Here is a 26,967-nt window from a genome sequence, read left to right on the forward strand (position 1 = left end):
GATCTCCTCCCGTCTGTCGTTTGTCGTTCTGTCCACTTCGATCTCTCCGACTGCCGTGGGCCTCATCCGGCCGTCAACTTGATACCGATGGTCGTGATGAGCACGTTGACGACGAAGAGCGCCATGAACGCGAACACGACGGTCTGGTTGACCGCGTCACCGACGCTCTTGGCGCCGCCTTTGACGTTGAGTCCGAGGTAGGCCGCAACCAGGCCGGCGATCATGCCGAACAGCCCTGCTTTGACCATGGAGAGCATGAGCTCACCGAATCCGGTGAGCAGTGTGATGCCGTTGACGAACGCGCCGGGGTTCACGTCCTGGATGAACACGGAGAAGACGAAACCGCCGAGGATGCCGATGGTGCAGACCAGTCCGTTGAGGAGCAGCGCCACTCCCGTCGACGCGAGCACCCGGGGAACGACCAACCGGTGGATCGGATTGATCCCGAGCACCTTCATGGCGTCGATCTCTTCGCGAATGGTTCTGGCCGAGAGGTCCGCGCAGATGGCGGTTGCGCCGGCGCCGGCGACGATCAGCACGGTGACGATGGGGCCGACCTGTGTGACGGTACCGAGCGCAGCGCCGGCACCGCTGAGGTCGGCTGCACCGATCTCGCGCAAGAGAATGTTGATGGTGAAGCTGACCAGCACAGTGAACGGGATTGCGACCAGCACCGTCGGCACCATCGAGACTCGGGCCACGAACCAGGCCTGATCGATGAACTCTTGCCGCTGGAAAGGGCGGGAGAAGACTGCCCTCAAGGTTTGGGCGGACATCTGAAAGAAGCCACCGACCGCTCGTAATGGCACCTCGACGAGGTCTACCATTCGCCCTCCTCGTCCTTGGTTGCCGCAGTACTGTCTGTTCTCATAGTCCAGCCCCCGACAGCTTGTGACTCAGGTCATATTAACTAGAACGTGTTCACCTGTCAAAAACAAGTGTCCAACTCTAAGGAGTAGCCTCACGGCGCCGATCCGAAACCGGAAGATCGGAGACATGGGAAGCATCCCTTTTCGATGCGATTTTCGCCGAAATATCCTGGAAATTAATACTTTTGAATGATCGGCGCCTTTCGGCGCCAGGTTCGAAATTCAGCCATGCGAGAGCCTTGACTGGGCACGCCGATCGAATATCGCATCGTTCGCAGGAATGCAAAATTGGAACACAGTCCAGTTTTTTCGAGACCGTTGGTCTCGTTACAGAACGCAGGCAAACTGCCGCGCCCACCGACTCGTGAACACGCTATTTCTACCAGGAAGTGGACACGTAGACCGTCTGAGTGTGAACAACGGTTCTACGTGTCGCGCACCCGAGAATCAGCGCCGTCGATCAGCCCAACGCGCGCAGGGCCGCCGATGCCGAGAACATCTTTGCCGGGTCACGGTCAGCGAAGTAGTCACCCATCACCGCGGACAGCGTTTCCGGCGACCAAGAATCTCCCTCGGCGTCGAACCGCTGCTCGACGACGGGCGCCGCCATCAGCGCAACCATCGGTCCGTACACCACGAATACCTGACCGTTGACGGCGTCGGCCGCCGGTGACGCCAGGTACGAGACGAGCGATGCCACATGCTCGGGCGAGAGCGGATCGATGCCGTCGGCCGGCGCGTCACCGAACACACCTTCGGTCATCGACGTCCGTGCCCGCGGGCAGATCGCGTTGGCCCGAACGCCGTAGCGCGAGAGCCCACGTGCGGCCGACAACGTCAGCGCCGTGATTCCGGCTTTTGCAGCGCCGTAGTTGGGCTGCCCTTCCGGTCCGAGAAGGCCCGCCTCCGAAGAAGTGTTGACGATGCGCCCGTACACCGGCGCCCCGGCTTCCTTGGATTTCGCCCGCCAGTAGGCAGCGGCGTTGCGGCACAGGAGGAAATGGCCGCGAAGATGAACTTCGAGTACCAGATCCCAGTCTTCGTCGGACATGTTGAACAGCATCCGGTCGCGTACGACCCCTGCATTGTTGACGACGATGTCGACACTGCCGAACTGCCCCTGCGCTGCTTCCATCAGAGCGTCGGCGGTAGAACGCTCACCGACGTTGCCTGCCACGAATTCGACCTTGGCGCCGAGACCACGGATTTCCTCGAGCGTCGCTTCGACGGCCTCGTTCGGGGCCAGATCGTTGACGACCAACGAAGCACCGGCCTTCGCCAGACCGATGGCCTCGAACTTTCCAAGCCCCGATCCGGCACCGGTCACGATGGCGACCTTGCCTTCGAGACTGGTTTCTGGGCTGTTCACAGCATTCATCGAAGCGCTCTCCCGGTTCTCTGCGGTCGTGTGTCGAGTTACCCGGCTCGATTGCCGTGACCCACGAGTTCGCAACTTTAGAACGTGTTCTTGTTTTGGGCAACCATCGTCATGGATGTTCGGTCAGTGCCGCGCGCGGGCACTGAGCGATCGCGGAACGGACATCCTCCCAGCGATCCTCCGGTGGGCGCACAGAACTGATCACGAGCTCCTCGTTGTCGTCGAGGTCGAAAATATCGGGCGCGATCCCGACGCACACACCGTTTGCCTCGCAACGGTCCAGATCAACCCTGACCTCCATGGCGATTCCTCTTCTCTACTCACAACTGCTCACACGAACACGGATACGAAACGAGTGCCGCAGGGCTGTGCCGCACACCGTTCCTGGCGATAACACTAGAACCTGTTTCAGTCGTGTGCAATGATTCGAAAAAGTACCGAGAACGGACGTCGAACGATCCGCCGGCGACGGCGAGGGCGCCCCTTGTCGCCGATGTACGCATCGATAGAACCTGTGTCAATCGAATGGTTGACGCTTTGATTCGTATCTCTATGGAGAGGTAACCATGCACATCACCTACACCCCTGAGCAGCAACAGCTCCAGGAGGAGTTGCGTGCCTACTTCGCACAACTGATGACTCCCGAGCGGCGTGAAGCGCTCGCCGCCACGACGGGTGAGTACGGCGAAGGCAATGTGTACCGCGAAGTCGTCGCGCAGATGGGCCAGGACGGCTGGCTCACCCTGGGTTGGCCGAAAGAGTACGGCGGACAGGAACGCTCCGCGATGGACCAGCTGATCTTCACCGACGAAGCCGCCATCGCCGGTGCGCCGGTGCCGTTCCTGACGATCAATTCGGTAGCGCCGACAATCATGCATTTCGGTACGGACGAGCAGAAGGCCTTCTTCCTGCCCAAGATCTCTCGCGGTGAGCTCCACTTCGCGATCGGCTACTCCGAGCCCGAGGCCGGCACCGACCTGGCCTCTCTGCGCACGTCGGCGGTCCGTGACGGTGACGATTACGTCATCAACGGGCAGAAGATGTGGACCAGCCTGATCCAGTACGCCGACTACGTGTGGTTGGCGTGCCGCACCGATCCGGAAGCCAAGAAGCACAAGGGAATCAGCATGCTGATCGTCCCCACCACGGCAGAAGGCTTCTCCTACACACCGGTTCACACCATGGCCGGCCCCGACACCAGCGCCACCTACTACCAGGACGTGCGGGTCCCGGCGTCGTCGATCGTGGGTCAGGAACACGGCGGCTGGGCACTGATCACCAATCAGCTCAACCACGAGCGCGTTGCCCTCACCTCGGCCGGACCGATTCTGACCGCGCAGCGTGAGGTCCGCGAGTGGGCACAGAACACCAAGCTGCCCGACGGCCGACGCATGATCGACCAGGAATGGGTGCAGATCAATCTGGCTCGCGTGCATGCCAAAGCCGAGTACCTGAAGTTGATGAACTGGGAAATCGCCTCCGCAACCGATCACGCTCCCGGCCCCGAAGCTGCGTCCGCCAACAAGGTGTTCGGTACCGAATTCGCCACCGAGGCTTACCGCTTGCTGATGGAAATCCTCGGATCCTCCGCCACGATCAGGCAGAACTCCCCCGGAGCCCTTCTGCGCGGCCGCATCGAACGTATGCATCGTTCTTCGCTGATCCTGACGTTCGGCGGCGGTACCAACGAAGTGCAACGCGACATCATCGGAATGACAGCTCTGCGGCTTCCCGCATCGAAGCGATAAGGACCCACGATCATGGAATTCACCCTTACCGAAGCCCAGCAGGACCTGTCCGGCCTGACACGATCCGTAGTCACCGAACTGGTCACCAACGATCGCCTTCGTGAACTCGACGCCGCGGAAGACCGCTTCGACGCCATCTTGTGGAACGCTCTGGCCTCGGCCGGCGTCCTCGGTGCGGCCCTTCCGGAGTCGGTCGGCGGAGACGGATTCGGGGTCCTCGAGCAGTGCAGCATCCTGGCCGAACTCGGACGCGGTGTTTCAGCCGTTCCGTTCCTGACGTCCATCGTCGGATCCGCCGCAGCGATAGCGGAATTCGGCTCGGACAAGCAGCGAGACGAATGGGCGAGCGCCGCCGCCGCCGGCGAGAAGATACTCACCGCGGCCCTCGCCGAGGAATACAACGACGACCCGGCCCACCCCGTCACGCGTGCCGAGAAGACCGCCGAAGGTTGGCGCATCGACGGAGCCAAGATCACCGTCGACAGTGCACCGCTCGCAGATCTGTTCCTCGTCCCCGCCATCACCGAGGACGGCGTCGCGGTCTTCCTCGTCGAACCGTCGGACGCGGGCGTGAGCATTACCAGGCAATCGACCACAGATTTCTCGAGCGCGGGTCTCGTCGAATTCGATTCGGTGCAGATCCCGGCCGATCGTGTTCTCGGCTCGGTTGCCCAGGGATCGGACATCGCGGCGTGGATCGTCGAGCGAATTCAGCTCGGTTCGACCGCCTACCAGTACGGAGTGCTCGATCAAGCGTTGAAGCTGACCGCCGAATATGCCACCGAGCGTGTGCAGTTCGGTCGACCGATCGGTAGTTTCCAGGCAGTGGCCCAGCGCCTCGCAGACGGATACATCGACGTCAAGGGTGTCCGTCTGACTCTGTGGGCTGCCGCGTGGCGTCTGAGCGAAGGACTTCCTTCCGACGGCGCTGTACAGACGGCCAAGTTCTGGGCTGCAGATGCGGGACACCGTGTCGGGCACACTGCGGTTCACGTTCACGGCGGTGTCGGTCTGGACGAGGACCATCCGGTTCACCGCTACTTCCTCGCGGCCAAGCATCACGAGTTCCTGCTCGGCAACGCAACGGATCAGCTTCGCGCGCTCGGCAAGGTACTTGCCGCAGTCCCTGCCTGAGTGCGTCCCACCGAGTGGAAATCCATGACCTGGTCCGAGACGAATCGATGATGATGCAGCTATGAGTCAGAGCCCCACTGTTTCCGATCTACTCCTCGGAGTCAGCGAGATCGACGACCGCGGTATCCGTTTCGAGGACCAGGTCATCACCTGGCGCGAGCACGTTCAAGGCTCGTTCGATCGAGCGGCGCTGCTGGACACGCTGCTCGATCGAACGCGCCCCAGGCATTTCGGACTTCTGATGGAGAACGTCCCCGAGTTCTCGCTGCTGCTCGGAGCGGCATCGTTCTCGGGTTCGGCCGCCGCCGGGCTGAACACGACCAGGCGCGGCCCGGCATTGGCGCGAGACATTGCGCTCTCCGACTGCCAGGTCATCTTCACCGAGAACAACCAGGCACATCTACTCGACGACGTCGATCTCGGCGACGTCCGGGTGATCAACGTGGATTCTCCGGCCTGGGCGGAATTGTTGGCGCCCTTCGCCGATACGCCGGCCTACGCATCTACGGCGCAGCCCGACGATCTGTTGATGCTCATCTTCACTTCCGGAACCAGCGGTGATCCCAAAGCGGTTCGGTGCACGCACCACAAGTTGGCCTCTCCCGGGGTCATGCTTGCCGATCGTTTCGGGCTCGGCGCCGACGACGTCGTCTACATGGCGATGCCCATGTTCCATTCCAACGCGATGATGGCGGCGTGGACGGTCGCGCTGCACGCTCGTGCGGGAATTGCCATGCGACGCAAGTTCTCCGCTTCGGGTTTTCTACCCGACGTTCACAAGTACGGAATCACGTACTCCAACTACGTCGGAAAGCCGTTGTCCTTCATCGCTTCCACCCCCGAGGTGCCGAACGAGCGGGACAACACCTTGAAGATCATGTACGGCAACGAGGGTTCGGCGCCCGCCGTCGCCACCTTCGTCCGGCGCTTCGACGCTCGCGTCATCGACGGGTTCGGTTCCACCGAGGGCGGCATTTCGATCTCCGCGGCACCGGTTCCCCGGCCAGGCGCCCTCGGACTGCTCCCGGACGGCGTCAAGATCCTCGATCCCGAGACCGGAGCGCCATGCCCGCCTGCAGTCTTCGATGCCGACGGCCGGATCACCAACGCCGATGAGGCAACTGGTGAACTGGTCAATGTCACCGGCCCAGGCACGTTCGCCGGGTACTACAAGAACCCGGACGCCGACGCCGAGCGAATGCGCAACGGCCAGTACTGGAGTGGCGATCTGGCGTACACCGACGTCGACGGTTACGTCTATTTCGCGGGACGCAGTTCCGGTTGGCTGCGAGTGGACGGCGAGAACATCGGTGCCGCACCCATCGAACGCTCCCTGGTCGGTTACCCGGGCTTCGCGCAGGTGTCCGTGTACGCGGTCCCCGACAGCGACATCGGCGACCGCGTCATGGCGTCGGTGATTCCGGTCGGCGATGTCGACAACTTCGACCCGGCAGCCGTAGCCGAATACATCGATTCCCGGCCGGAACTCGGGCCGAAGCAGAAGCCGACCTTGATCCGAGTGTGCAGTGAGTTCCCGAGAACGGCGACGTTCAAGGTGGTCACTCGAACGCAGAGCGCCGAACGCTGGAACACCTCCGATCCGGTGTGGATCCGACGGCGTGGAGAATCCGACTTCCAATTACTCACTCCCGAAATGGCACTCGGCCTCGAGAAGACGCGAGAGCCCGTCTAGCCCGAATTCTCAGTAGTGCTGAGCAAGCGGTTTGTGCGCCGACACCGTCTTGTAGAACTCGGTGAGCCGAAGCTGTGACGCCGCTGCCTCGTCGATCACCACTGTCGCGTGTGGATGCAGTTGGAGGACCGATGCCGGGCACACCGCGGCCAGCGGCCCCTCGACGGCAGCGGCAATCGCAGCGGCCTTGTGCTCGCCGGTCGCGATCATCACCAGATGCTTTGCTTCGCAGATAGTTCCGAGGCCCTGGGTGATCACATGCCGTGGTACGTCGCCCGGACTCTCGAAGAACCGGGCGTTGTCGGTTCGAGTCTGTTCCGTCAGCGTCTTGACCCTGGTCCTCGAATTCAGTGAGGACGTCGGTTCGTTGAAACCGATATGACCGTTGCCGCCGATGCCCAGAAGTTGAACGTCCACCGGACCATTCGACGCAATCGCCCGGTCGTAGGCCGCCGCGGCGGCAAATGGATCCGGCGCGGTTCCGTCGGGGCTGAATACCCTTGCCGCGTCCAGGTCCAGGTGATTCACCAGCTCGGTGCGGATCACCTGGGCATACGACTCCGGATGGCCTTCCGGCAGGCCGACGTATTCGTCCAACAGGAACGCCTGCACGCCGGCAAAACTCAACCCTTCCTCGCGGTGACGGCGCGCGAGTTCGCGGTACACCGAGAGCGGTGAAGATCCTGTCGCCAGGCCCAAAGTCCGTGCACCTGAATGCACCGCGTGTTCGAAGATGTCGGCAACAACGGTGCCGGCCGCCTCCGCACTGTCGACAATGACAATTTCCATCGGTTGATTCCTCAGCTTTCGGTGTAGTTCATGAGCCAGTTCCCAGCGGCCATGACGGCGCGGGTTTCGAGTTCTGGACCGGTGACGATCAGATCGGCCCGGCAACCCGGCACGAGATCGCCGACTATTCCGGCCAGCCCCATCAGCGCAGCAGGCGTTGCCGTCGCTGCGATGACAGCCGAAAGCAGATCGACGCCCGCGTGATTGACGGCTCTGCGGACAATGTCCATCAACCGACTCGTCCCGCCGGCAATGGCCGTGTCCCCCTGGCCGGCCAGCCGCGCCACGCCACCGACCACGTCGACGTCGAGAGGTCCGAGTGGGTAGCGCCCGTCGGGCATTCCCGCCGCAGCCATCGCGTCGGAGACCAACGCGATCTGATGCGGACCGACCAGATCGAACACCGTCGCCACCGTCTCGTCGGCGAGATGTACTCCGTCCCCGATCAACTCGACCACCATCTGTCCTTTCGCGGCCGCGGCAAGACACGCCGCCACTGCGCCGGGAGCGCGATGATGCATCGGAGCCATACCGTTGAACAGGTGAGTGGCACTGAGCGGTGCATGCGCCGAGTGTGCGATCGAACGTGTCGCAATCGGGTTGGACGCATCGGTGTGTCCGATACTCACGACGGCACCGTGACGCTCCAGCAATGAGGCAAGTTCGCCGAAGTGTGCTGTCTCCGGAGCGATCGTCATCGAGCGGATGTGCCCGCGGCCGGCTTCGAGCAGCGACTCGAGCAGAGCCGGGTCGCCGTCGAGAATGCTGTCGGGATCCTGGGCGCCACAACGGAGTACCGACAGGAATGGACCTTCCAGGTGAATTCCGGCCAGCGTACCCTCGTCCACCAGTCCTGCCAGGAGCTCGATGCGACTGCGCAGGATCTGCGGCGGCGCGGAGACGAGCGAGCCGATCACCGAGGTCGTGCCGTTCGTCCGGTGGTGATCGGCAGCCACGGTGGATCCGAACTCGTCTGCCTCGGGGAAACCGAATCCGCCGGCGCCGTGGCAGTGAACGTCCACCAACCCCGGGATGATCGTTGTACCCGCAGCTGCCCGTTCGGGTAACGGGTCGGTTCGCTGCGACGCGGGCCCGGCCCACACCACACGATCACCGGAAATCTCGACGACACCGTCCGGAAGCAGTTGCCCACCGGTCACCAGTTGTCCACGAAGAATTTGTCCACGATGTATCACGACATCACCTGCGGTACAACGGGAACTTCGGTATCCGCGATCGACAACTCACGGAGCACGGCGTCCGCGAGCACGTAGTGCCCTTGTTCGTTCGGATGGAACGCGTCAGCCAGGAGAGCCGGCGGTGGGCCCTCGGGAGAATGGGCCGTCCACTGCGCGTAGTGGTCGACGAACACAACGCGCGTCGAGGCGGCAACCTGCCGCACGACCTCGACGTACTGAACCAATCCCGCTCTGGTGGGCGCATTCTCGACGTCGATCGGTGGCGGCGTCTGCAGGATCGGCACCGCACCGATCGCTCGCGTCCGGAAAATCATGTCCGAGAGGTCGTCTCGAAACCGCTCCAGTCCTTCTTCGCCATCCAATGCGTCATTCGTACCGAGCATGATCAACACCACCGAGGGTTCGAACACTTCGATGCGGTGTGCGAAACCCGCACGCACGTCGGAGGATCGATTGCCGCTCACCCCGGTGTTGACAAGGACGTGGTTGAACAAGGAAAGTTCACCACGGACGCGCTCGGCGCAGTGTTCGACGTAACTTCGATGACCGTCGGTGTGCGTCAATCCCTGAGTGATGCTGTCGCCGGTGAAGACCCACCGTATCGGCGTCGAGGAGTCTACGAGCAAAGTCTCCAGTCGAATCCGTTCAGCAGTCCTGGACTTCAAAGCCTTCGACGTCGGGGTCACACCCTCGACCTTTCGGCGCCCGATACTGCGGCTGCGAATTTCGACGTGATGAACGCCGGATCCGTGATTGCGGTTCCGACAACCACCGAGTCTGCACCCAGGGCGATGGCGCGTGCCGCATCCTCCGGGCTGTGGTATCGCCCCTCGGCAATGAGGACTGCATCTGGAAGTGCCTGCCGCAGTTCCGAGATCAGTTCCAGGTCCGGGCCGGCCAGCCGTCGGCTGTTCTCGGTGTATCCCGCCAGTGTGCTGGAGATGACGTCGGCGCCCGCCGCGGCGGCAGCGACGCCGTCCTCGAGTGTTCCACAGTCGGCCATGACGAGGCCGCCGCGATCATGGACCGCGTCGACGGTGTCGGCAAAGGTCAGCCCATCCGGACGAGGTCGCAGCGTGGCGTCGGCAGCCACGATCTGCGCACCCGAATCCACGACTTCGAGGGCTGATTCCCTTGTCGGCGTGATGAACACGCCCTCCGAGCCGATCTTCGTCAAACCGATCACCGGTACCTTCACTGCCGACACGACTGCTGCGACATCCGGGGTTCCGCCCACACCGCCGCAGCGGATAGCCACCGCTCCCCCGTCGACCGCAGCGCGGGCCATCCTCTCGATGGTCCCGGTGTCGCGCAGGGCATGGCCGTGTCCGGCCTGACAGGACACGATCAGCTTCCCGCTGATGATCGTGAGCAATTCTTCGACAGTCACGGTGTTACCTCGATTCGTGTTGCGGCGGCCAGGAGCGCAGCGCCGACGAGCGGCGCATCGGTGCCCAAACGAGCAGGAAGAATGGCGGTTTCGGCAATGGGGCCCATCGCTTCCACCCGGAAAGCGGACGTCAGCGGAGACAGGAGGTCGGCTCCGATCTGGGCTGCGCCGCCGCCGATGACGATCACCTCGGGATCGAATGCAGTCGCGATGCCGGCCAGGACGCGGCCCAGCAGAGTACCGGCGTCGGAGACCACGGCACGGGCGATCGGATCGCCCGAGTGCATGAGCGCCACCACTGCCTGTAACGGTTGAGTGGGCACACCCGCCCGCGCTGCGTACTCGGCTGCCATCGCCGGGCCAGACGCGACTGCCTCGAGGTGATCGGTTCTGCCGCAACCGCAACCTATCGCCCCGGAGACCGGAACCAACAGATGCGCGAGCTCGCCGGCTGTTCCGTGGGCACCGTGGTACAGCTGACCGCCCACGGTCAACGCGCCACCGATTCCGGTACCGATCGAGACGAACAGTGCAGAGGTTCGACCGCGACCGGCGCCGATCATGTTCTCGCCGTGAGCCATCGCGCGCACGTCGTTGTCCACCGTCACCGGTAGGCCTGAGTGTGCCTCGAGTTCTCCGCGCACCTCGGCGCCACTCCATCCAGACAGAATGTCGGAGGCGAAGACGACGCGGCCACGCACCCGATCGATGATTCCCGGTGCACCGACTCCGATTCCGGCTACCGTGTGATTCGCCCTCAGACGGTCGATCAACGCGGTAGCGGTCCCGAGAACGGCTTCCCTACCCGCCGTCGGTGTTGCCGCACGAACGGTGTCGATCACGTCTCCGTCGGACGTCACCACCGCGGCAGCCACTTTGGTGCCGCCGATGTCGATACCGATCCATCGCTTCTGCCCAGATGTCATGTCAGAGGAGCCCGGCCTGTTCCAGAACGACCTTGATCGTTGCGGTCTCGGACTCGTCGAACGAGAGCATCGGCGCGCACATCGTGTTGCCGGTGATGACGCCGCGCAGGGCCAGAGCCGTCTTGAACGCGCCCAGACCCGCGGCACCGGCACTGACGCGACCCGGTGTCGGCGCCTCGACGATGGAGAACAGATCGGTGAGTCGATCCTGCTCGGCCTTCGCTGCGGCCCAGTCTCCTGCCTGCGCAGCGCGCCACAGTCGTACGTAGCCGTGCGGGTCCACGTTGGCCAGGCCGGGCACTGCGCCCGAAGCACCCATCAGCAGGCATCCGTCGACGACTACCTCGTGCCCGGTGAAGACGGCGAAGTTTTCGAGCCCGGCCGACTGACGGAGCAACATACGGAAACTGACGTCGTCGCCGCTCGAATCCTTCACGCCGGCGATGACTCCCTCGCGACCGAGCTCGACCAGCATTGCCGGGCTGAGCTTGCTGTGGACACGAACCGGGACGTCGTAGGCGAACAACGGAAGATCCACTGCGGCGTGGATGGAGCGGAAATGCGTTGCCGTCTCGGCTGCGTCGGTGATCGCATAGAACGGCGCCGTCGCGACGATGGCATCCGCACCAGCCTCGCGCGCCTGCTCGGCGACGGCGATGACCCGGTTGGTGGTCATGTCGTTCACTCCGACGAGGACCGGTACCTGGCCGCCGACGTGACCGATGGCCGTCTGCACCACCTGGGCGCGCTGAGCGTCGGTGAGGTAACCGACCTCACCCGAGGAACCGAGGACGAACAAGCCGTCGACTCCGGCTTCGATCTGCAGTGAGAGCAGGCGTTCGAGCGACGTGGTGTCGATCTCGCCCTCGAGCGTCAGTGGTGTGACGATCGGCGGGACGATTCCGCTGAAGGTGGTGGTTTCCGTGCTCATGGGGTCTCCATATGTTGGTTGTCGGATTGAGTTGTGGGTGCGACTGTCAGGGAGAAACGGAGACCGGCTGACCGCTCGACGCGGACAGATAGACAGCATCGATCACGCGCATCGACGCTCGGGCGTCTGCCACGGTGTAGTCGGGTTCGGTCCGTGTGGGAAGTCGATCGAGCACGTGAGAGAGAAAGCTCGACACCGCGTTGTCGGAACCGAAGCCGCCGATGGGTAGTGCGGTCACGTCTCCCGAGGATGCGAAGTGGGTCACCGCTGGTTTGTCGTCGTCGGAACTCGCGTATCCGTGGGAACCGAGGACCCGAACCGTCGCGGTATTCGCGCCGAAACCCGGTGCTGCGGGGATTCTTCCGACGGTCACCGTCGCGGTGACTCCGTTTTCCAGGGCGAGCGAGACCAACCCCGTGTCTTCGACGCCGAACTGCTGGTGGGCCCCGCCGTACAGTGTGCTCGTCTCGGCGTACACCTCGGTGACGTCCAGGCCGGTGAGGTATCTGAGGTAGTCGGCGGCGTAACCGGCGAAGTTCACTACTTCTCCCCCGCCGGAAAGCGCGGGATCCACCACCAGTTCGGGACGCTCGACGGACGTCGCGAAATGTGTTCCGCTTGCGAGGAACTCGATGTCCACGTGGCGCGGCAGTCCGAGATTTCCGGCGTCGATCCAGCGGCGCAGTCGCCGGAGCGCAGGTGAATGAGTGCGGTTCACCACCGTACAGATTCGCCCGTTCGACCGTGCCGCTTCCTCGACCGCCGCGGCCTCCGACTCGTCGATACCCACCGGCTTGTCCACCAGGACGTCGAGTCCCGCGTTCAGTGCGGAAATCGCAAGCCGTGCATGCCTGGTCGGCTCACTGCAGATGATCGCCAGGTCTATCCGTTCGGGGTCGAGCAGCTCGCCGAGTTCGTCGATCCACTCGATGTCTGCGGCCTTTGCCATCGCGATTCCGTCCTCACGAATCCAATCGGGGACCGAGGATTCGTCGGAGGCCCCGACCAGGCTCACTCGAGGATCGGAACGCAACAGGTCTGCATAGGAGCCGGCATGCCTTACGCCGCTGACAAATCCGACGCGGATCGAAGCGGTGCCGGTCATTGGTGTTCTCCGATCGAGATCGCGCGGCCGGTGTCGAGTGATTGCTGTGCAGCGATGGCCGTAGCGAGAGCTGCACGCACCTGCCAGTTCTCGACTATCGGGGTCGCTGAACCGTCGAGAGTGGCGATCCAGTGGCGCATCTGATGCGACATCGCGTCCTCGATCGACGACGGCGGCGCGTTGGTCGTGTCCGTCATCAGTCCCGGGTCGTCGCCGGTGTCGTGCGCGAGCGTGCCGGAAGTCCCCGACACCACGATCCGGCGTACCATCTTTCCCGATTGTGGTAGCGCGTAGGCCAATTCGATGAGAGCCAGCGATCCGTCCTCGAAGCGAACGGTCAGATGGAAGCTGTCGTGCACGGGCATCCCCGCCGCGAAGGTGGGGAAACTACGAGCGAACACACGGGTCGGACGACGACCGATCAGCCACGTCACCAGATCGAGTGCGTGGGTTCCGTTGTGAACGGGGTGACCACCCGAACGTTCCTTGTCGTGTTGCCAGCCTCGCCAGCCCCCTGGCCAGACATGGCCGGTGTACCAACTGAGATGGATCAACCGGGGGTCGCCGATGGCACCTTGTGCAACCGAGTTTCCGATCGAGGTGATCGACGGCTGGAATCGTACGGTCTGTCCGACCATCAGTGAGGTGCCGCCACCTTCGGTGGCCTCGACCATGGCGTCGAAGTCCGCGACTGTCAGCGCGGCCGGCTTCTCCACGTGCACATGCTTTCCCGCGCGGCCCGCGGCTATCGTCACGGGTGCGTGGTCGGGAGTGGCCCCGACGACGTTGACCGCCTGCACGCTCGGGTCGGCGAGAATCTTCGCCAGATCGGTACTGGCCTTCGCGCCCGGCGCCAACGCCGCAACCGATGCGGCCCGGTCCAAGTCACTGCCGAATACGTAGGCGACTTCGACGGACGGGATGCGCGCCAAGGCGCTGACGTGGTCCCGCGCGATTCCGCCACTACCGATGACGGCTACACGCACCGTCACTTGGCACTTCCCGAGAGCGCTGCCGGTTCGCCGCCACCGAGTCGCACCTGTTCGGCGACGACGAGTGCGCGTTCACGTGCGTACGTCAACGGCGAGTCGGGATCAGCCTTGCCGTCGAGAACTGCTGCCATCTCGTCGATTTCGTGACGAATCGCAGCCTGCATCCACAGCGAGGATCCTCCGTTTCCCGAGTTGTACTTCTGCGTCCTGCTCGCAGCGTCGATCAACGATTGGTTCTCGGCGTCGACGTCGAAGATCGGCCACGACTCTACGACCTGTCCCCCGCGCAGTCTGCTGACCCGGCCGGTGTGGAAGTCCGCGTGGACCGAACCTTCGGTGGCATCGACGGTCAGCTGCCACGACGAAGTGTGTGACCGCGTCGAAATGGTGTGTCTGCCGATCGCGCCGCCGGCGAACGACACCACTGTGTTGCGGAAGCCGTCGTCCGCGGTGGCGATGCTCGACACGGCAGTCACCTCGCCGCCGAGCCAGCACATCAGGTCCAGTTCGTGAATCTCGTGAGTCAGTTCTCCACCCGTTCGGCTCTTGTCGAGCTTCCACCACTGTGGATCTGCGCCGTCGGTGTCGATCCAGCGTGAGCGAGACGTTTCGATCGCAGCGACCTCGCCGAGCTCCCCCGACGCCAGCAGGTCCGCCAGACGTCGTACACCCGGCATCATCCGCATGATGTGCCCGACCATCAACGGCGAACCGCTCGCGTCGGCGCTCGCGATCATGTTCTGCGCATCGACCAGTTCGACGGCGAGTGGCTTCTCGACAAAAACTGCCTTGCCGTGTTCGAGCGCCGCGATGGCAGGTTCGGCGTGCGCGTGATTGGGCGTCGCGACGACGACGAGGGCCAACTCCGGGTGAGCGGCCACCGCGTCGTGATCGTCTGTCGGGGTTGCCGAGAACTCTGCGGCGACGTCCTTGGCCCGCTCGAAGTCACGGTCGCACAGCATCGTCAGTTCGAAACGTGGATGGGCAGCCAGCTCGCGAGCGAGGGAACTACCGAAGAATCCGCAACCGACCACACCGACTTTGTATCGGGTCATGAAGTCTCCAAAGATTGGATGAGGGATGTCCTATGTTATACGGCCAGCGTCATCGCTCGTCAATTCGACGCCGGTAACACAGTCTTCATCTATGCAGCTGAGCGCACTATTTTTGGCTCGAATCCGGCGAAACGTCGAAGTTCGGCGCCGCCAGTTCCGAAGATTCTCTAGACGCTTTCTGATCCACAATGTAAGTTACGCAACATCGGACGTCGAACATAGGACATCCCCTATCCACTCCCTTGATGTCCCGCTCCCCGCCTTGGAGGCCGCCTTGAAGAACGAACGACCGCTGAGCTCCGCGTTCACCCGCCGAGACCTGTTCCGGTACACCGGGCTACTGGGAGCTGCAGCAGGTATCACCGCGACTCTCGCGGCCTGTGGCGGCGGGCCGTCGTCGACCTCGGTTGTCGGCGGTTCCGCGAGCACCGGCGATCTGACCACCGCCATCGGATACGGAAACGACCAGAGCTTCGACCCGATGCAGACTGCATCCGGTTTCCTCATGGCAGCGGTCAACCACGTCTACGAGGGACTGCTCGAAAACGATCCAGGCACCGGTGAGACGTATGCGGCGCTCGCACAGGCCGTCCCGACCGACGCCACCGCCTCGAGCTGGACCATGAAAATCCGCGAGGGAGCAACCTGGCACGACGGCACTCCGGTCACCTCGGACGACGTCGTCTTCACCTTCGATCGCATCCTCGATCCACAGCAGAACGTACTGATCCGCTCCTTCTTCTCCTCCTGGCTGCAGTCCGTCACCAAGGTCGACGACCAAACGGTGACCCTGAACTTCAACTACCCGTTCAGCGCTGCCGCACAGCGTCTCTCGATCGCCAAGATCATGCCCAAGCACGTCTTCGACGGCCACTGGGACGAGGCCAAGTCCGGAGCGCTGGTCGTCGGTTCCGGTCCGTACAAGCTCAAGAGCCACACCCCCAAGAGCAACACAGCTTTCGAGGCCTTCGAGGCGTACAACGGGCCGCGTCCGGCCAACTTCGCGACCATGAACTGGCTCTCCATCGTCGACACCTCCTCACGCATCGCGCGCGTCTCGGGCAACAATGCCGGTGCACAACTCGCCGACAACATCCCCGTCGCCAACGTCCCCACTCTGACCTCCGGTGGGCGCACCGTCGAGGGCAACCCGGGCATGAACCTCATGTACCTGCTCTTCGACACCACTCAGGCACCGTTCGACGACGTTCGTGTTCGCCAGGCGATGTTCTACGCGATCAACACCCCGAAGATGATCGAGATCGCCCTCGGCGGCAAGGCAGCACCGGCCACGAGCTACCTGTACGAGCGCAACCCCGACTACGCGCGAGCGTCCACCGTCTACTCGTACGATCCGGACAAGGCCCGCTCGCTCCTCGCTGCCGCCGGTGTCAGTGGCCTCGACCTGACGCTGCTCTCCACCAACGTCAGCTGGTTGGCCGACTGCTTGCCGACCATCAAAGAGTCTTGGGACGCAGTCGGATTCAACACGACACTCGAACCGCAGGACACCAGCGCCATGGTGAGCAAGCTCAACAGCGGCCAGAAGTTCCAGATCGCCGCCGGTACGTCCAACCCGCAGGCATTCGGCAGCGACGTCGACCTTCTCGTCCGCTACACGTACAGCAAGGGCGGCTTGTGGACGAAGACCTACGCCAAGTGGGACGACACCCCCGAAGCGCAGAAGATCTACGCCACCATGGACGAAGCCACCCGCGAGACCGACCCGGCAAAGCGCAGCACCCTCGTGCAGTCGTACCTGAACCAGATCGCCGAAAATGCTGTCTACTACCCGGTTCTCCATCAGGAGCTCCTGACTGCGTGGGATCCGAAGAAGATCGCCGACGTCACTCCGCTGCCGTACCCCGGCGTCAACCTGCTTCAGGCGAAGCCGGCCTGATACCCGCCCGCTCGGCCGTTTCCCACAACTGAGAGATCCCCCGATGGCAAGAGTCCTCCCCATGCTGATCAGGCGATTACTGATACTGATCCCCCTGATCCTCGGCATCATCGCGTTCGTCTTCATCGTGATGCAGTTCGCGCCCACCGATCCCGCAACCGCGGCGTTCAACGGTGGCAACCCGACTGCGGAACAGTTGCAGCAGTTCAAGGAAGAGAACGGACTGCTCGATCCGCTTCCGCTGCAATACGTTCACTTCGTGACCGATCTGGTCAGCGGCAACATGGGTGACAGTCTGATTTCCGGTACCCCGGTGTTGGATTCGATCTCCACCGCTCTGCCACTGACCATTCAGCTCACGGTTCTCGGACTGGTGATCGCCATCGTGCTCTCGCTGATCTTCGGCGTCACCAGCGCACTGTTCCGCGATCGTTGGCCGGATCAGGTCATCCGAGTGATCTCCCTCGGTGGTGTGGCGGCACCGTCATTCTGGTTGGCACTGCTGATGATTCAGTATCTGGCTGTTCAACTCGGATGGTTCCCCACCGGTGGCTACGTCAATCCGAGCGACTCCGTCAGCGACTGGCTCTGGTACATGGCGCTCCCGGCACTGTCCCTGTCACTGCCCGTCGCAGCACAACTCACGCGCATCATCCGCACGTCGATGGTCGAGGAGTTGGACAAAGACTACGTCCGGACCGCGATCGGCAGCGGCCTGCCCTATCACGTGGTGATCGGACGGAATGTGTTGCGTAACGCGCTGATCAACCCGCTCACCGTCCTGGGCCTCCGTGTCGGTTACCTCCTCGGTGGCGCTGTGGTCATCGAGCAGATCTTCGGCCTGCCCGGCATGGGTCAGCTCATGATCAACGGCGTCACCAACGGTGACCCCGCAGTCGTTCAGGGAGTTGTCATCGTCATCGCGGTCGGCTTCGTCGTCGTCAACCTCGCCGTCGACATCCTCTACCTGCTCGTCAATCCACGACTTCGGAGCGCAGCATGATGAGAAGAAAACTCACCGAGAAGCTTTCGCGACCCGGCATCACCTTTTCTCGCTTCCCCCTCTCGGCCTGGCTGTCGATGGCGGTTCTCGCGATCATCGTGCTCGCCTGCCTCTTCGCGCCGCTGATCACGCAGTACACCCCGCTCGAACAGGCGGTGGGTACCGCGGGCCCCAGCGCCGAGCACTGGTTCGGGCAGGACAGTCTCGGTCGAGATCTGTTCAGCCGCTTGCTCTACGGCGGACGCTGGTCGCTGACCATCGGTCTCGGTTCCACCTTCCTCGCACTGTGCGCCGGCGCTCTCATCGGATCGGTGGCCGCAACGAGCCGAAAAGGCGTCGACGAGACCATCATGCGAGTGCTCGACGTGGTCATGGCGTTCCCGGGCATTGCGCTCGCTGCCGTACTCGTCGCGGCCTTCGGTGGTTCGATCCCGGTTCTGATCGTCACTATCGCGTTCCTCTACACACCGATGGTGGCTCGCGTCGTTCGCGCGAACGTTCTCGCTCAGTACGGTGAGGACTACGTCGCGGCCGAAAAGGTCATCGGCGCAAGAACTTCACACATCGTCGTCAAGCACGTCGTAGCCAACTGTGCTGCGCCCGTTCTCGTCTTCTGCACTGTCATGGTCGCCGACGCCATCGTGCTCGAGGCCAGCCTGTCGTTCATCGGAGCAGGTGTCCGTCCCCCGGATCCGTCGTGGGGATCGGTGATCGCCGACGGCAAGAACATGGTCCTTCTCGGTGGTTGGTGGGCAACGGTGTTCCCCGGTCTGCTGATTCTTCTGACGGTGCTATCCCTCAACGTGCTCGCCGAGGGCCTGACGGACGCGATGGCCGATCCGAGTCTGAAGAAGACCAAGAAGACGCCCTCCGCACTCCAAGCAGCGCAGACCGCCGCAGCGGAGGAGACCTCCAACGAGCTCATTCTGGAGGACGAAGCCGCATCGGTCACCGACACTCCGGGGTTGATAGACGACTTCGCCGATCCGAGCGTCGTGAAAGATGTTCTCGAGCCGGCCGCCGAGCCGACTCCTCTCGAAACGCACCTGAAGATCCTGGCGGAAACCGAGCGGTCCCGCTCCGATCGTCTTGTGTACGAGGGCGATGCCGCGCCACTCCTCGAGGTCCGCAATCTCACGATCCGGTTCCCGGAACGCTACGGAGACACCGCGATCGTCGACAACGTGAGCTTCACCGTCCGCCCGAACGAGACGATGGCACTCGTCGGCGAGTCCGGTTGCGGAAAATCGCTCACGTCGCTGGCGATCATGGGTCTGCTACCCAAGACGGCAGTGGTGACCGGCGAGATCCTGTTCGACGGAGTCAACGTCCTCGAGCTGAACAACCGAGAGCGAAACAAGCTGCGCGGGCACGACATGGCCATGATCTACCAGGACGCGCTGAGTTCACTGAATCCGGCGATGCTGATCCGCGCGCAGTTCAAGCAGCTCACCAAGCGCGGCGGTACCCGCACAGCCGAGGAACTGCTCGAACTCGTCGGACTCGATCCGGTGCGCACTCTCTCCAGCTACCCACACGAGCTTTCCGGTGGTCAGCGTCAGCGCGTTCTGATCGCCATGTCGCTCACCCGCAGTCCGCGGTTGATCGTCGCGGACGAGCCCACCACCGCTCTCGACGTCACCGTCCAGGCCCAGGTCGTGGACTTGCTCAACGATCTTCGGGAAAAGCTGGGGTTTGCCATGGTTTTCGTGAGCCACGATCTTGCACTCGTTGCTTCACTCGCTCACAAGATCACGGTGATGTACGCCGGTCAGGTCGTCGAGTCGGCGCCCACGAGTGATCTGCTCGTCGATCCCCGCCACGAATACACCCAGGGCCTTCTCGGTGCCGTTCTCTCTATCGAGGACGAAGCGCCGCGACTGCATCAGATTCAGGGAACTGTTCCCTCGCCCGGAAACTTCGCGCCGGGTGACCGTTTCGCCGAGCGTTCCACTCGCCCGGACTCCGACCCCCTCCGAAAGCCGGAGATGGTCCGGGTCGACGGGACCGAGCATTGGTTCGCCGACCAGTCCGCGACTCCCGTACGTACAGAATCGGAATTGGAGAGCGTGCGATGACTACAGCTGAAGCACCCATCCTGGAACTGAAGAACATTCACGTCGTCCACAAGACCCGTTCGGGATCACTGTTCAAACCGGGCACAGTTCACGCGGTCAACGATGTCAGTATCGACGTACGACGAGGGACGACGATCGGCATCGTGGGCGAGTCGGGTTGTGGCAAGTCCACTCTGGCCAAAGTCATGGTCGGACTGCAGAAACCGACGTCGGGCGACGTGGTCTTTCGCGGCCGAAGCGCTCTGACCCGGTCGGCCGGCGTGCGCAAGGAGTTCGGCCGGGCGATTTCGATCGTCTTCCAGGATCCGGCTACCGCGCTCAATCCCCGAATGACGGTGGCCGACATCCTCACCGATCCACTCGACGTCCACGGAATCGGCAACCGCGCGAGCCGAACCGCCCGAGTTCGCGAGCTGGTCGGTTTGGTCGGACTCCCCCAATCTGCGCTCGAAGTCATCCCGAGCCAGATCTCCGGCGGTCAGCGGCAACGTGTCGCGATCGCGCGTGCACTCGCGCTCGAACCTGACGTCATCGTGGCCGACGAGCCGACGTCGGCGCTCGACGTCTCGGTGCGAGCGCAGATCCTGAATCTGCTCAGCGACATCAAGGCTCGGTTGGGGCTCGGCATGGTGTTCATCTCGCACGACATACAGACGGTGCGGTACGTCTCCGACACCATCGTCGTCATGAACGCCGGGCGGATCGTCGAGCAGGGAACGGCCGAGGAAGTATTCGACAGCCCGTCCGATGCGTACACGGCCAAACTGCTGGGTGCGGCGCCCAGCCTCCTGCAACGCACCGTTGACGTGGGTTGACCAATGGAGCGGATGACCGGACATAGGATGAAGGACGTTCGTATCAGAAAAGGGGAATCGATGTCTGTCCGGAGTGGCACACAGGGCGCTCGTTTCAGCGCGCAAAACCGCATGCGCGCACTTCAGACGGACATCATGAACTTGATCCTCGAACGCAGGCTCTCCCCCGGCGACCCGATGCCCACCGAGGCCGAACTGTCCGAGGAATTGGGTATCGGCCGAAACACGCTCCGGGAGGCGCTCAAGGTTCTGCAGGCCTTGGGTGTCGTCGAGATCCGTCACGGCTTCGGAATGTTCGTCGCCCCTAGCAACTTCGACGCTCTCGCCGACGGCCTGACCTTCCGTGGCCGGTTGTCCTTGCAGGGCACCGGGCACGAGGCGATGGAACTGGTCGACATTCGTCAGGCACTCGAGACCGGACTGATCGGTGCGGCGATGGCCGAGATGACGTCGGCCGACCACGCCGACCTCGACGAACTCGTCACCGGCATGGAGGTCCGTGCCGCAGCCGGGAAGAACTTCTCCGACATCGACGCGACCTTCCACTCCCGCCTGTACTCCCCGCTGGACAACCAGGTCCTCGCTCAATTGATGGACGTCTTCTGGCAGGTGTACAGCGAGATCCAGCAGGCCATCGGGCATTCGGATACGCCACTGATCGACATCGCGTCGAAGCACCGTGCGATTCTCGACGCGATCCGTACGGGTGATGCAGTCGAGGCGGCGCACACTCTCGATGTGCACTTCGGTGGCCTGCGCGAGCGGATCGCGAGTCTCCATGCGTCGGAAGCGCAGTAATTTCGAAACACGTGATTTTGCTCCGCTGGCTCACCATCGCGCCCGTTCTTCCGGCAAAATTACGGGTATGAAGAACCCGAACCTGACGCCTTCGCGCGTTCTCGCAGTTGTCCTCGCTGCCGCCCTGGTCATTTTCGTGATCGCACGCCGCCGCGACGACGGCGCCCTCAGCCGCGGAGAATGGTTGTCGGACACCGTCGGACCGGACGACCTCGCCGGCTGAACGACGTGTGCCCTCGGCCGAAACTCGGCCGAGGGCACACGCACGTGTCATCTACTACTTCATCGAATCCAGTCGGGTTCGCGCGTCCTCGAACCCGGACACCAGCTCTGCCATGACCTCGGCGACCGGGCGGATCTCGTTCATCCGTCCCACGATCTGACCGACGGGCATTGCCACAACTTCCGGGTTCTCCGATGCAGCGATTCTCTGATGAGCGTCGCTGACCAGAAGGTTCTGCAGCGGCATCGGCAAGGGCGCCGGTGCTCCCGGGTTCGACCAGGCTTCCGTCCACTTGGTCTTGAGCAACCGAGCGGGCTTACCCGAGTAGATGCGCGAACGAACGGTGTCGGCCGACGTCGCGCCCAACAGTGCACGCTGAATAGCGGACGGGCCCTCACCCGATGCACTGCCGAGTTTGTATTCGGACGTGGTGAGCCAGTACGAGCCCATCCACACTCCGGACGCACCGAGTGCAAGTGCGGCAGCCACCTGACGGCCGCTGCCTATACCGCCGGCAGCCAGTACGGCAGCTGAATCACCCAGTGCATCAACGATTTCCGGAACGAGAACCATCGACGCAATTTCGCCGGTGTGACCGCCTGCCTCGTAGCCCTGCGCGATCACGATGTCGACACCGTTCTCGACGTGACGACGTGCATGCTCGACGGCGCCGGCCAGCGCTGCTACCGGTACGCCCTTCTCGTGCGCCTGATCGATGACGTCCTTCGGCGGTGATCCCAGTGCATTCGCAATCAACGCGATCCGGTGTCCCAGAGCAACATCGACGTGAGACCGCGCCACCGAGTGAAGCCATCCCAATACGCCGGTCGCATGCTCGACGTCGTCGGAAAGCGGCGGCACACCGAGCTCGTCGAGCGTGCGGTTGACGAAGGCGCGGTGCTCCTCCGGAATCAGCTTGTCGAGATCGACGGCGCCGCCCTCTGTCGGCACCTTGGCCGGCATGACGATGTCGACGCCGTACGGCTTACCGTCGGTGTTCTCGTCCATCCACGTCAGTGCGGCTTCGAGCTCTTCCGGGTCGTTGAACCGGACGCAACCGAGCACGCCCAGACCTCCCGCGCGGCTGATCGCGGCCGCGACGTGCTCGGAAGGAGTGAATCCGAAAATCGGGTATTCGATGCCGAACTTGTCGGCGAGATCCGAACGCATCAGGCTTCCACGCTTTCGTTTGCGGACGCCACAGGAGCGCCGTTTCCGTTGTGATCATCGGCCTCGCGCGATTCCGTTTCGGCCTTCGCCCAGCGGTAGTCGGGCTTGCCTGCCGGGTTGCGCTTGATCTGGTCCACGAACCACACGCTGCGCGGAACCTTGTATCCGGCAATCTCTTTGCGTGCTGCGGTGGCGATGTCGTGCAGCGTCGGCGACGTGCCTTCGCGTACCTGGACCACTGCGGCAACGCGCTGACCGAAGCGCTCGTCGGGGATACCGACCACCAGGACGTCGAAGATGTCCGGGTGCGCCTTCAAAGCGCCTTCGACCTCTTCCGGGTACACCTTCTCGCCGCCGCTGTTGATCGACACCGAACCGCGGCCGAGCATCGTGACCGTGCCGTCGGCTTCGACCTGCGCATAGTCGCCGGGGATCGAGTAGCGAACGCCGTTGATGGTGCGGAAGGTTTCGGCGGTCTTGACCTCGTCCTTGTAGTAGCCGAGCGGGATGTTGCCCTTGCGAGCGAGCATGCCGCGCTTGCCCGATCCGGGTTCGACCTCGTTGCCGTCGTCGTCGAGAACCGTTGTGGAGGCGTCGATCTTGACCGTCGGACCGCCAGTGTGCTTCTGCCCCTTGCTCAGCACGGCCAGTCCGCCGAAGCCGGTCTCGGATGCTCCGATGGAGTCCGTCAGCAGGCGGTTGGGCAACAGTTCGAGGAACTGCTCCTGGATACTCGGAGAGAAGAGTGCAGCACTGCTGGCCATCACGTAGAGCGTCGAAAGATCGTACGGCTCACCGGTCTCCGGGTTTCCGGCGATGAGTGCGTCGAGCATCGGACGGCCCATCGCGTCACCCGTGATGAAGATCAGGTTGACCTTGTGCTTGTCGATGTTCTGCCACACCTCGTGGGCGTCGAATTCCGGGTGCATCAAACAGGTTCCACCGCCGAAGAGGCTGTGGAATACCGCCGACTGCGAACCGCCGTGAATCATCGGGGGGATCGGGTAGCGGATCATGCTCGGGTTGGCGGCGCCGACCTTCGCCATCTCGTACTCGTCCTCGACCGGAACTCCGGTGACGAAGTTGATGCCTCCGCCGAGAACACGCCACCAGTCCTCGTGACGCCACATGACGCCCTTGGGACTTCCGGTGGTGCCGCCGGTGTAGAGCATGAAGATGTCGTCGTTGCTGCGCTCTTCGAAATCACGCTCACCCGAACTCTGCGCGAGTGCGTCCTCGTAGCCGATGCCGAAAGCACTGAAGTCCAGATCGGTGCCGTCCTCGACCACGATGACGGACTTGACCTTGGGAGTGTTCGGCAGGACGTTCGCGACCTTGTCCGAGTAGCGGCGCTCGTGAATGAGGGCAACCATGTCGGAGTTGTCGAAGATGTACTGCAACTCGTTCTCGACGTACCGGTAATTGATGTTGACCATCACGGCCCGGATCTTGAAAACCGCGACCATGGCCTCGATCGCCTCGATGACGTTCCGGCAGTAGATGCCGACCTTGTCACCCGGCTGAACGCCATGTTCACGCAGGTAGTGACCGAGGCGGTTTGCTCGGTCCTCCAACTGTGCATAAGTCATCTCGCGGTTGTCCGAGACCAGCGCAACGCGGTCCGGAACGAGGTCGATTGCGTGCTCTACGAAGTCTGCGATGTTAAGGGCCACGAGTTCAAAGTAGAACGTGTTACCGTTTCTGGCAAGACCCAATTTGAGAGCCAGCTCACAGACCCGCCAGGAGCCATCAGTGTCCACTTCGACGACCGAAAAATCAGACATTTCGGAAACCGCGCCGCATTGCCTCGTGGAGAAGCGTGGCCACGTTCTCATCGTGACCATGAATCGCCCCGAGCGTAAGAACGCCATCACCGGCGAGATGATGGCGATCATGGTCGACGCCTGGGATCAGGTCGACAACGACCCCGAAATCCGTGTCGCCATCCTCACCGGTGCGGGCGGCGACTTCTGCGCCGGCGCCGACCTCAAGAACATGTCCGCCAAGCCGCCGGGAGATTCCTTCGCGGGCGGTGGCGTCGACATGTCCAAGATCGAAGGCCTCCTCAAGGGCCGTCGGTTGACCAAGCCACTGATCGCCGCCGTCGAGGGTGCAGCTATCGCCGGCGGAACCGAAATCCTGCAGGGCACCGACATCCGCGTCGCGGGTGAGAGCGCCAAGTTCGGCGTCTCCGAAGCCAAGTGGGGGCTCTTCCCGCTCGGCGGTTCCGCAGTGCGTCTGGTGCGACAGATTCCGTACACGATCGCGGCGGACATCCTGCTCACCGGTCGTCACATCAAGGCTCCGGAGGCCAAGGAGATCGGGCTCATCGGCCACGTGGTCCCGGACGGCCAAGCCCTCGACAAGGCGCTGGAGCTCGCGGACCTGATCAGTGCCAACGGCCCCCTCGCCGTGCAGGCGATTCTCAAGACCATCCGCGACACCGAGGGCATGCACGAGGAAGAGGCCTTCCAGATCGACGCACAGCTGGGCATGAAGGTGTTCATGAGCGCCGACGCCAAGGAGGGCCCGCGGGCTTTCGGTGAGAAGCGGGCGCCCCAGTTCAAGGGTGTCTGACCCACCCCTGTCTGAGCCACCCCCGTCTGACCGACCCCCGCCTGAGCCCCCTTTCCCGTCCGCTCTCGGTCCCACCCACCCCCTTTTCGAGCGAACGTACCTTTCGGCGCCTTCAGTGCGCCGAAAGGCACTTTCGCTCAGCCGGTTTCGTCCAATTTCACCCATCTCGACCTCGCGAACACCTGCGGCCGGGGACGTGACTGCGCCAATCTGTAGTGCGCACGCAGGTCCTCGATCACGCGATCAGGGTCCGTTCGCAGTGCACTGGGCACCGTCGGCAACACGATGATTCCCGCATTCTGCATACGCGTCCGACGCTCCACCGTGCGCTTGTAGTCCGTCGGCGCGGCATGCCATTCCAAGGAGTCGATGTCCCACGCGAAGGCAACCGAATCGATCCATCCGTCCGGAACTGCGATGAAGTCCCCGTTGGCATCCCGGATCTCATGGTTGAACAACATTTCCGGCAGCCCGCTCCGCTGCCACAATTTTCGCGCGTGAACCTCCGGAACCGAGTGGACGTTCGCGTTCACTTCGCGCAACACGACCCGAGGTAGCGCGGAACCCCGACTGCTACCCGCTTCGAGTTCCTTCGCAAGTTCGCGCACCGAGACATCGCCGCGCTGAACAGCCTCAGCGATGAGTGCCCGTGTGGGATCGAGCGCCTTGCACCGCCTCGCAGCGTCGAGTAACGCTCGCGGCAGCGGAGCACAGCGCAGACCGTTCCGAATCTCCGGCTCGGGCAGTCGAACAGTGCGCTCCACCGTGACGAACCCAACCGATTGAACTCGACGGTCGATGGGGATGAGCACCTGCACATCCCCCGAGTGCGTTCGATATCCGTACTCCGACATGGCTGATCGCCCGGTCAGCAGGGAATCGTCACCGCTCAACATGAGCGCAGCGATCGAGCGTTGACGTGGCGTCGGTTGACCGTTTCTGAGCAGAATGACCCCCGGCAATATGCGCTGCCACGGTCCACCTACCCGACACCGGGTGTGCACTGCGGAGTTGGACACGCCCAATCGCGCCAACTCCGCCGTTCGGATCACTCCGCTTCGACTGACGCGGTAAATCGCGTCCAGATCATCGCCCCACGTTCCTCGCCGCATGGTTGCAGCATGACTCGAGCATCAGCGCGGGCCCCGGCGGCGAACTGGGGTTTCGGTGCGCCTGTGGATAACTTTGGGCGAG

At 63.1% G+C, this 26,967-nt stretch carries 25 protein-coding genes; 10 read left to right on the plus strand and 15 right to left on the minus strand.

Annotation, left to right across the window (positions count from 1 at the left end; all coding sequences use genetic code 11):
* Positions 1–62 precede the first annotated feature (62 nt).
* From QRN54_RS01280 to QRN54_RS01290, 3 genes are all read right to left on the minus strand, one after another.
* A complete protein-coding gene (locus QRN54_RS01280; RefSeq protein ID WP_003945687.1) occupies positions 63–827 on the minus strand; it encodes an MlaE family ABC transporter permease in 765 nt (254 codons plus the stop codon).
* 502 nt (positions 828–1,329) lie between these two features.
* On the minus strand, positions 1,330–2,247 hold the full coding sequence (locus QRN54_RS01285) for a 3-oxoacyl-ACP reductase (RefSeq protein ID WP_007734334.1): 918 nt from the start codon (positions 2,245–2,247) through the stop codon (positions 1,330–1,332).
* Between the two features lie 109 nt (positions 2,248–2,356).
* Complete coding sequence (locus QRN54_RS01290; protein WP_007734330.1) at positions 2,357–2,548, minus strand: ferredoxin; 192 nt, start codon at positions 2,546–2,548, stop codon at positions 2,357–2,359.
* Between the two features lie 265 nt (positions 2,549–2,813).
* Here QRN54_RS01290 and QRN54_RS01295 point away from each other — a divergent pair, with 265 nt between their 5' ends.
* From QRN54_RS01295 to QRN54_RS01305, 3 genes are all read left to right on the plus strand, one after another.
* The gene (locus tag QRN54_RS01295) at positions 2,814–3,995 is read left to right on the plus strand and encodes an acyl-CoA dehydrogenase family protein (RefSeq protein WP_003945878.1); all 1,182 of its coding nucleotides are present in this window, start codon (positions 2,814–2,816) and stop codon (positions 3,993–3,995) included.
* 12 nt (positions 3,996–4,007) lie between these two features.
* Positions 4,008–5,129 carry an acyl-CoA dehydrogenase family protein gene (locus QRN54_RS01300; RefSeq protein WP_064443137.1) on the plus strand — a complete coding sequence of 374 codons (1,122 nt, stop codon included), beginning with the start codon at positions 4,008–4,010 and terminating at the stop codon, positions 5,127–5,129.
* A gap of 61 nt (positions 5,130–5,190) precedes the next feature.
* Positions 5,191–6,822, plus strand: coding sequence for a long-chain-fatty-acid--CoA ligase (locus QRN54_RS01305; protein ID WP_285181479.1), 1,632 nt, complete (start codon positions 5,191–5,193; stop codon positions 6,820–6,822).
* Between the two features lie 9 nt (positions 6,823–6,831).
* Here QRN54_RS01305 and nagB read toward each other — a convergent pair whose 3' ends face one another.
* The 9 genes from nagB to QRN54_RS01350 are packed head-to-tail and all read right to left on the minus strand — an operon-like array spanning position 6,832 to position 15,209.
* Entirely contained in the window at positions 6,832–7,611 is a 780-nt protein-coding gene (nagB, locus tag QRN54_RS01310; protein WP_081557385.1) for a glucosamine-6-phosphate deaminase, read from the minus strand.
* A gap of 11 nt (positions 7,612–7,622) precedes the next feature.
* Complete coding sequence (locus QRN54_RS01315) at positions 7,623–8,807, minus strand: N-acetylglucosamine-6-phosphate deacetylase (protein ID WP_285181480.1); 1,185 nt, start codon at positions 8,805–8,807, stop codon at positions 7,623–7,625.
* On the minus strand, positions 8,804–9,496 hold the full coding sequence (locus QRN54_RS01320) for an SGNH/GDSL hydrolase family protein (RefSeq protein ID WP_070161473.1): 693 nt from the start codon (positions 9,494–9,496) through the stop codon (positions 8,804–8,806). Before QRN54_RS01320 ends, QRN54_RS01315 begins: the two co-directional genes overlap by 4 nt.
* Positions 9,493–10,200, minus strand: a complete 708-nt coding sequence (locus QRN54_RS01325; protein WP_063315004.1) for an N-acetylmannosamine-6-phosphate 2-epimerase — start codon at positions 10,198–10,200, stop codon at positions 9,493–9,495. The genes QRN54_RS01320 and QRN54_RS01325 overlap by 4 nt, the downstream gene beginning before the upstream one ends.
* Complete coding sequence (locus QRN54_RS01330; protein ID WP_007734314.1) at positions 10,197–11,126, minus strand: ROK family protein; 930 nt, start codon at positions 11,124–11,126, stop codon at positions 10,197–10,199. Before QRN54_RS01330 ends, QRN54_RS01325 begins: the two co-directional genes overlap by 4 nt.
* Before the next feature lies 1 nt (position 11,127).
* The gene (locus QRN54_RS01335) at positions 11,128–12,057 is read right to left on the minus strand and encodes a dihydrodipicolinate synthase family protein (protein WP_285181481.1); all 930 of its coding nucleotides are present in this window, start codon (positions 12,055–12,057) and stop codon (positions 11,128–11,130) included.
* A gap of 46 nt (positions 12,058–12,103) precedes the next feature.
* Complete coding sequence (locus tag QRN54_RS01340; protein ID WP_285181482.1) at positions 12,104–13,162, minus strand: Gfo/Idh/MocA family protein; 1,059 nt, start codon at positions 13,160–13,162, stop codon at positions 12,104–12,106.
* On the minus strand, positions 13,159–14,154 hold the full coding sequence (locus QRN54_RS01345; RefSeq protein WP_042449501.1) for a Gfo/Idh/MocA family protein: 996 nt from the start codon (positions 14,152–14,154) through the stop codon (positions 13,159–13,161). The genes QRN54_RS01340 and QRN54_RS01345 overlap by 4 nt, the downstream gene beginning before the upstream one ends.
* The gene (locus QRN54_RS01350; protein WP_042449499.1) at positions 14,151–15,209 is read right to left on the minus strand and encodes a Gfo/Idh/MocA family protein; all 1,059 of its coding nucleotides are present in this window, start codon (positions 15,207–15,209) and stop codon (positions 14,151–14,153) included. The genes QRN54_RS01345 and QRN54_RS01350 overlap by 4 nt, the downstream gene beginning before the upstream one ends.
* Before the next feature lie 274 nt (positions 15,210–15,483).
* Between QRN54_RS01350 and QRN54_RS01355 the strand changes: the two genes are divergently transcribed.
* The 6 genes from QRN54_RS01355 (at position 15,484) to QRN54_RS01380 (ending at position 22,026) form a co-directional block, all read left to right on the plus strand.
* The gene (locus tag QRN54_RS01355) at positions 15,484–17,109 is read left to right on the plus strand and encodes an ABC transporter substrate-binding protein (protein ID WP_003945716.1); all 1,626 of its coding nucleotides are present in this window, start codon (positions 15,484–15,486) and stop codon (positions 17,107–17,109) included.
* Between the two features lie 43 nt (positions 17,110–17,152).
* A complete protein-coding gene (locus QRN54_RS01360) occupies positions 17,153–18,112 on the plus strand; it encodes an ABC transporter permease (RefSeq protein WP_003945671.1) in 960 nt (319 codons plus the stop codon).
* Entirely contained in the window at positions 18,112–20,190 is a 2,079-nt protein-coding gene (locus QRN54_RS01365; RefSeq protein ID WP_039973385.1) for a dipeptide/oligopeptide/nickel ABC transporter permease/ATP-binding protein, read from the plus strand. Before QRN54_RS01360 ends, QRN54_RS01365 begins: the two co-directional genes overlap by 1 nt.
* On the plus strand, positions 20,187–21,005 hold the full coding sequence (locus tag QRN54_RS01370; RefSeq protein ID WP_065456127.1) for an ABC transporter ATP-binding protein: 819 nt from the start codon (positions 20,187–20,189) through the stop codon (positions 21,003–21,005). Before QRN54_RS01365 ends, QRN54_RS01370 begins: the two co-directional genes overlap by 4 nt.
* Before the next feature lie 60 nt (positions 21,006–21,065).
* The gene (locus QRN54_RS01375; protein WP_007734278.1) at positions 21,066–21,803 is read left to right on the plus strand and encodes a FadR/GntR family transcriptional regulator; all 738 of its coding nucleotides are present in this window, start codon (positions 21,066–21,068) and stop codon (positions 21,801–21,803) included.
* A gap of 67 nt (positions 21,804–21,870) precedes the next feature.
* Positions 21,871–22,026 (plus strand): hypothetical protein, encoded by a 156-nt coding sequence (locus QRN54_RS01380; RefSeq protein WP_003945810.1) that lies wholly within the window; start codon positions 21,871–21,873, stop codon positions 22,024–22,026.
* Positions 22,027–22,080: 54 nt separating this feature from the next.
* On the opposite strand, the gene QRN54_RS01385 is transcribed toward QRN54_RS01380, so the two are convergent.
* Positions 22,081–23,196, minus strand: coding sequence for an NAD(P)H-dependent flavin oxidoreductase (locus QRN54_RS01385; protein WP_003945863.1), 1,116 nt, complete (start codon positions 23,194–23,196; stop codon positions 22,081–22,083).
* Entirely contained in the window at positions 23,196–24,869 is a 1,674-nt protein-coding gene (locus tag QRN54_RS01390; protein ID WP_039973409.1) for an acyl-CoA synthetase, read from the minus strand. The genes QRN54_RS01385 and QRN54_RS01390 overlap by 1 nt, the downstream gene beginning before the upstream one ends.
* Before the next feature lie 79 nt (positions 24,870–24,948).
* Here QRN54_RS01390 and QRN54_RS01395 point away from each other — a divergent pair, with 79 nt between their 5' ends.
* Positions 24,949–25,773, plus strand: coding sequence for a crotonase/enoyl-CoA hydratase family protein (locus tag QRN54_RS01395; protein WP_007734275.1), 825 nt, complete (start codon positions 24,949–24,951; stop codon positions 25,771–25,773).
* A 137-nt stretch (positions 25,774–25,910) separates the two neighbouring features.
* On the opposite strand, the gene QRN54_RS01400 is transcribed toward QRN54_RS01395, so the two are convergent.
* Complete coding sequence (locus QRN54_RS01400; RefSeq protein ID WP_285181483.1) at positions 25,911–26,885, minus strand: hypothetical protein; 975 nt, start codon at positions 26,883–26,885, stop codon at positions 25,911–25,913.
* Positions 26,886–26,967 lie beyond the last annotated feature (82 nt).

The organism is Rhodococcus sp. MEB032 (genome assembly GCF_030208925.1).
Lineage (GTDB): Bacteria > Actinomycetota > Actinomycetes > Mycobacteriales > Mycobacteriaceae > Rhodococcus_F > Rhodococcus_F qingshengii.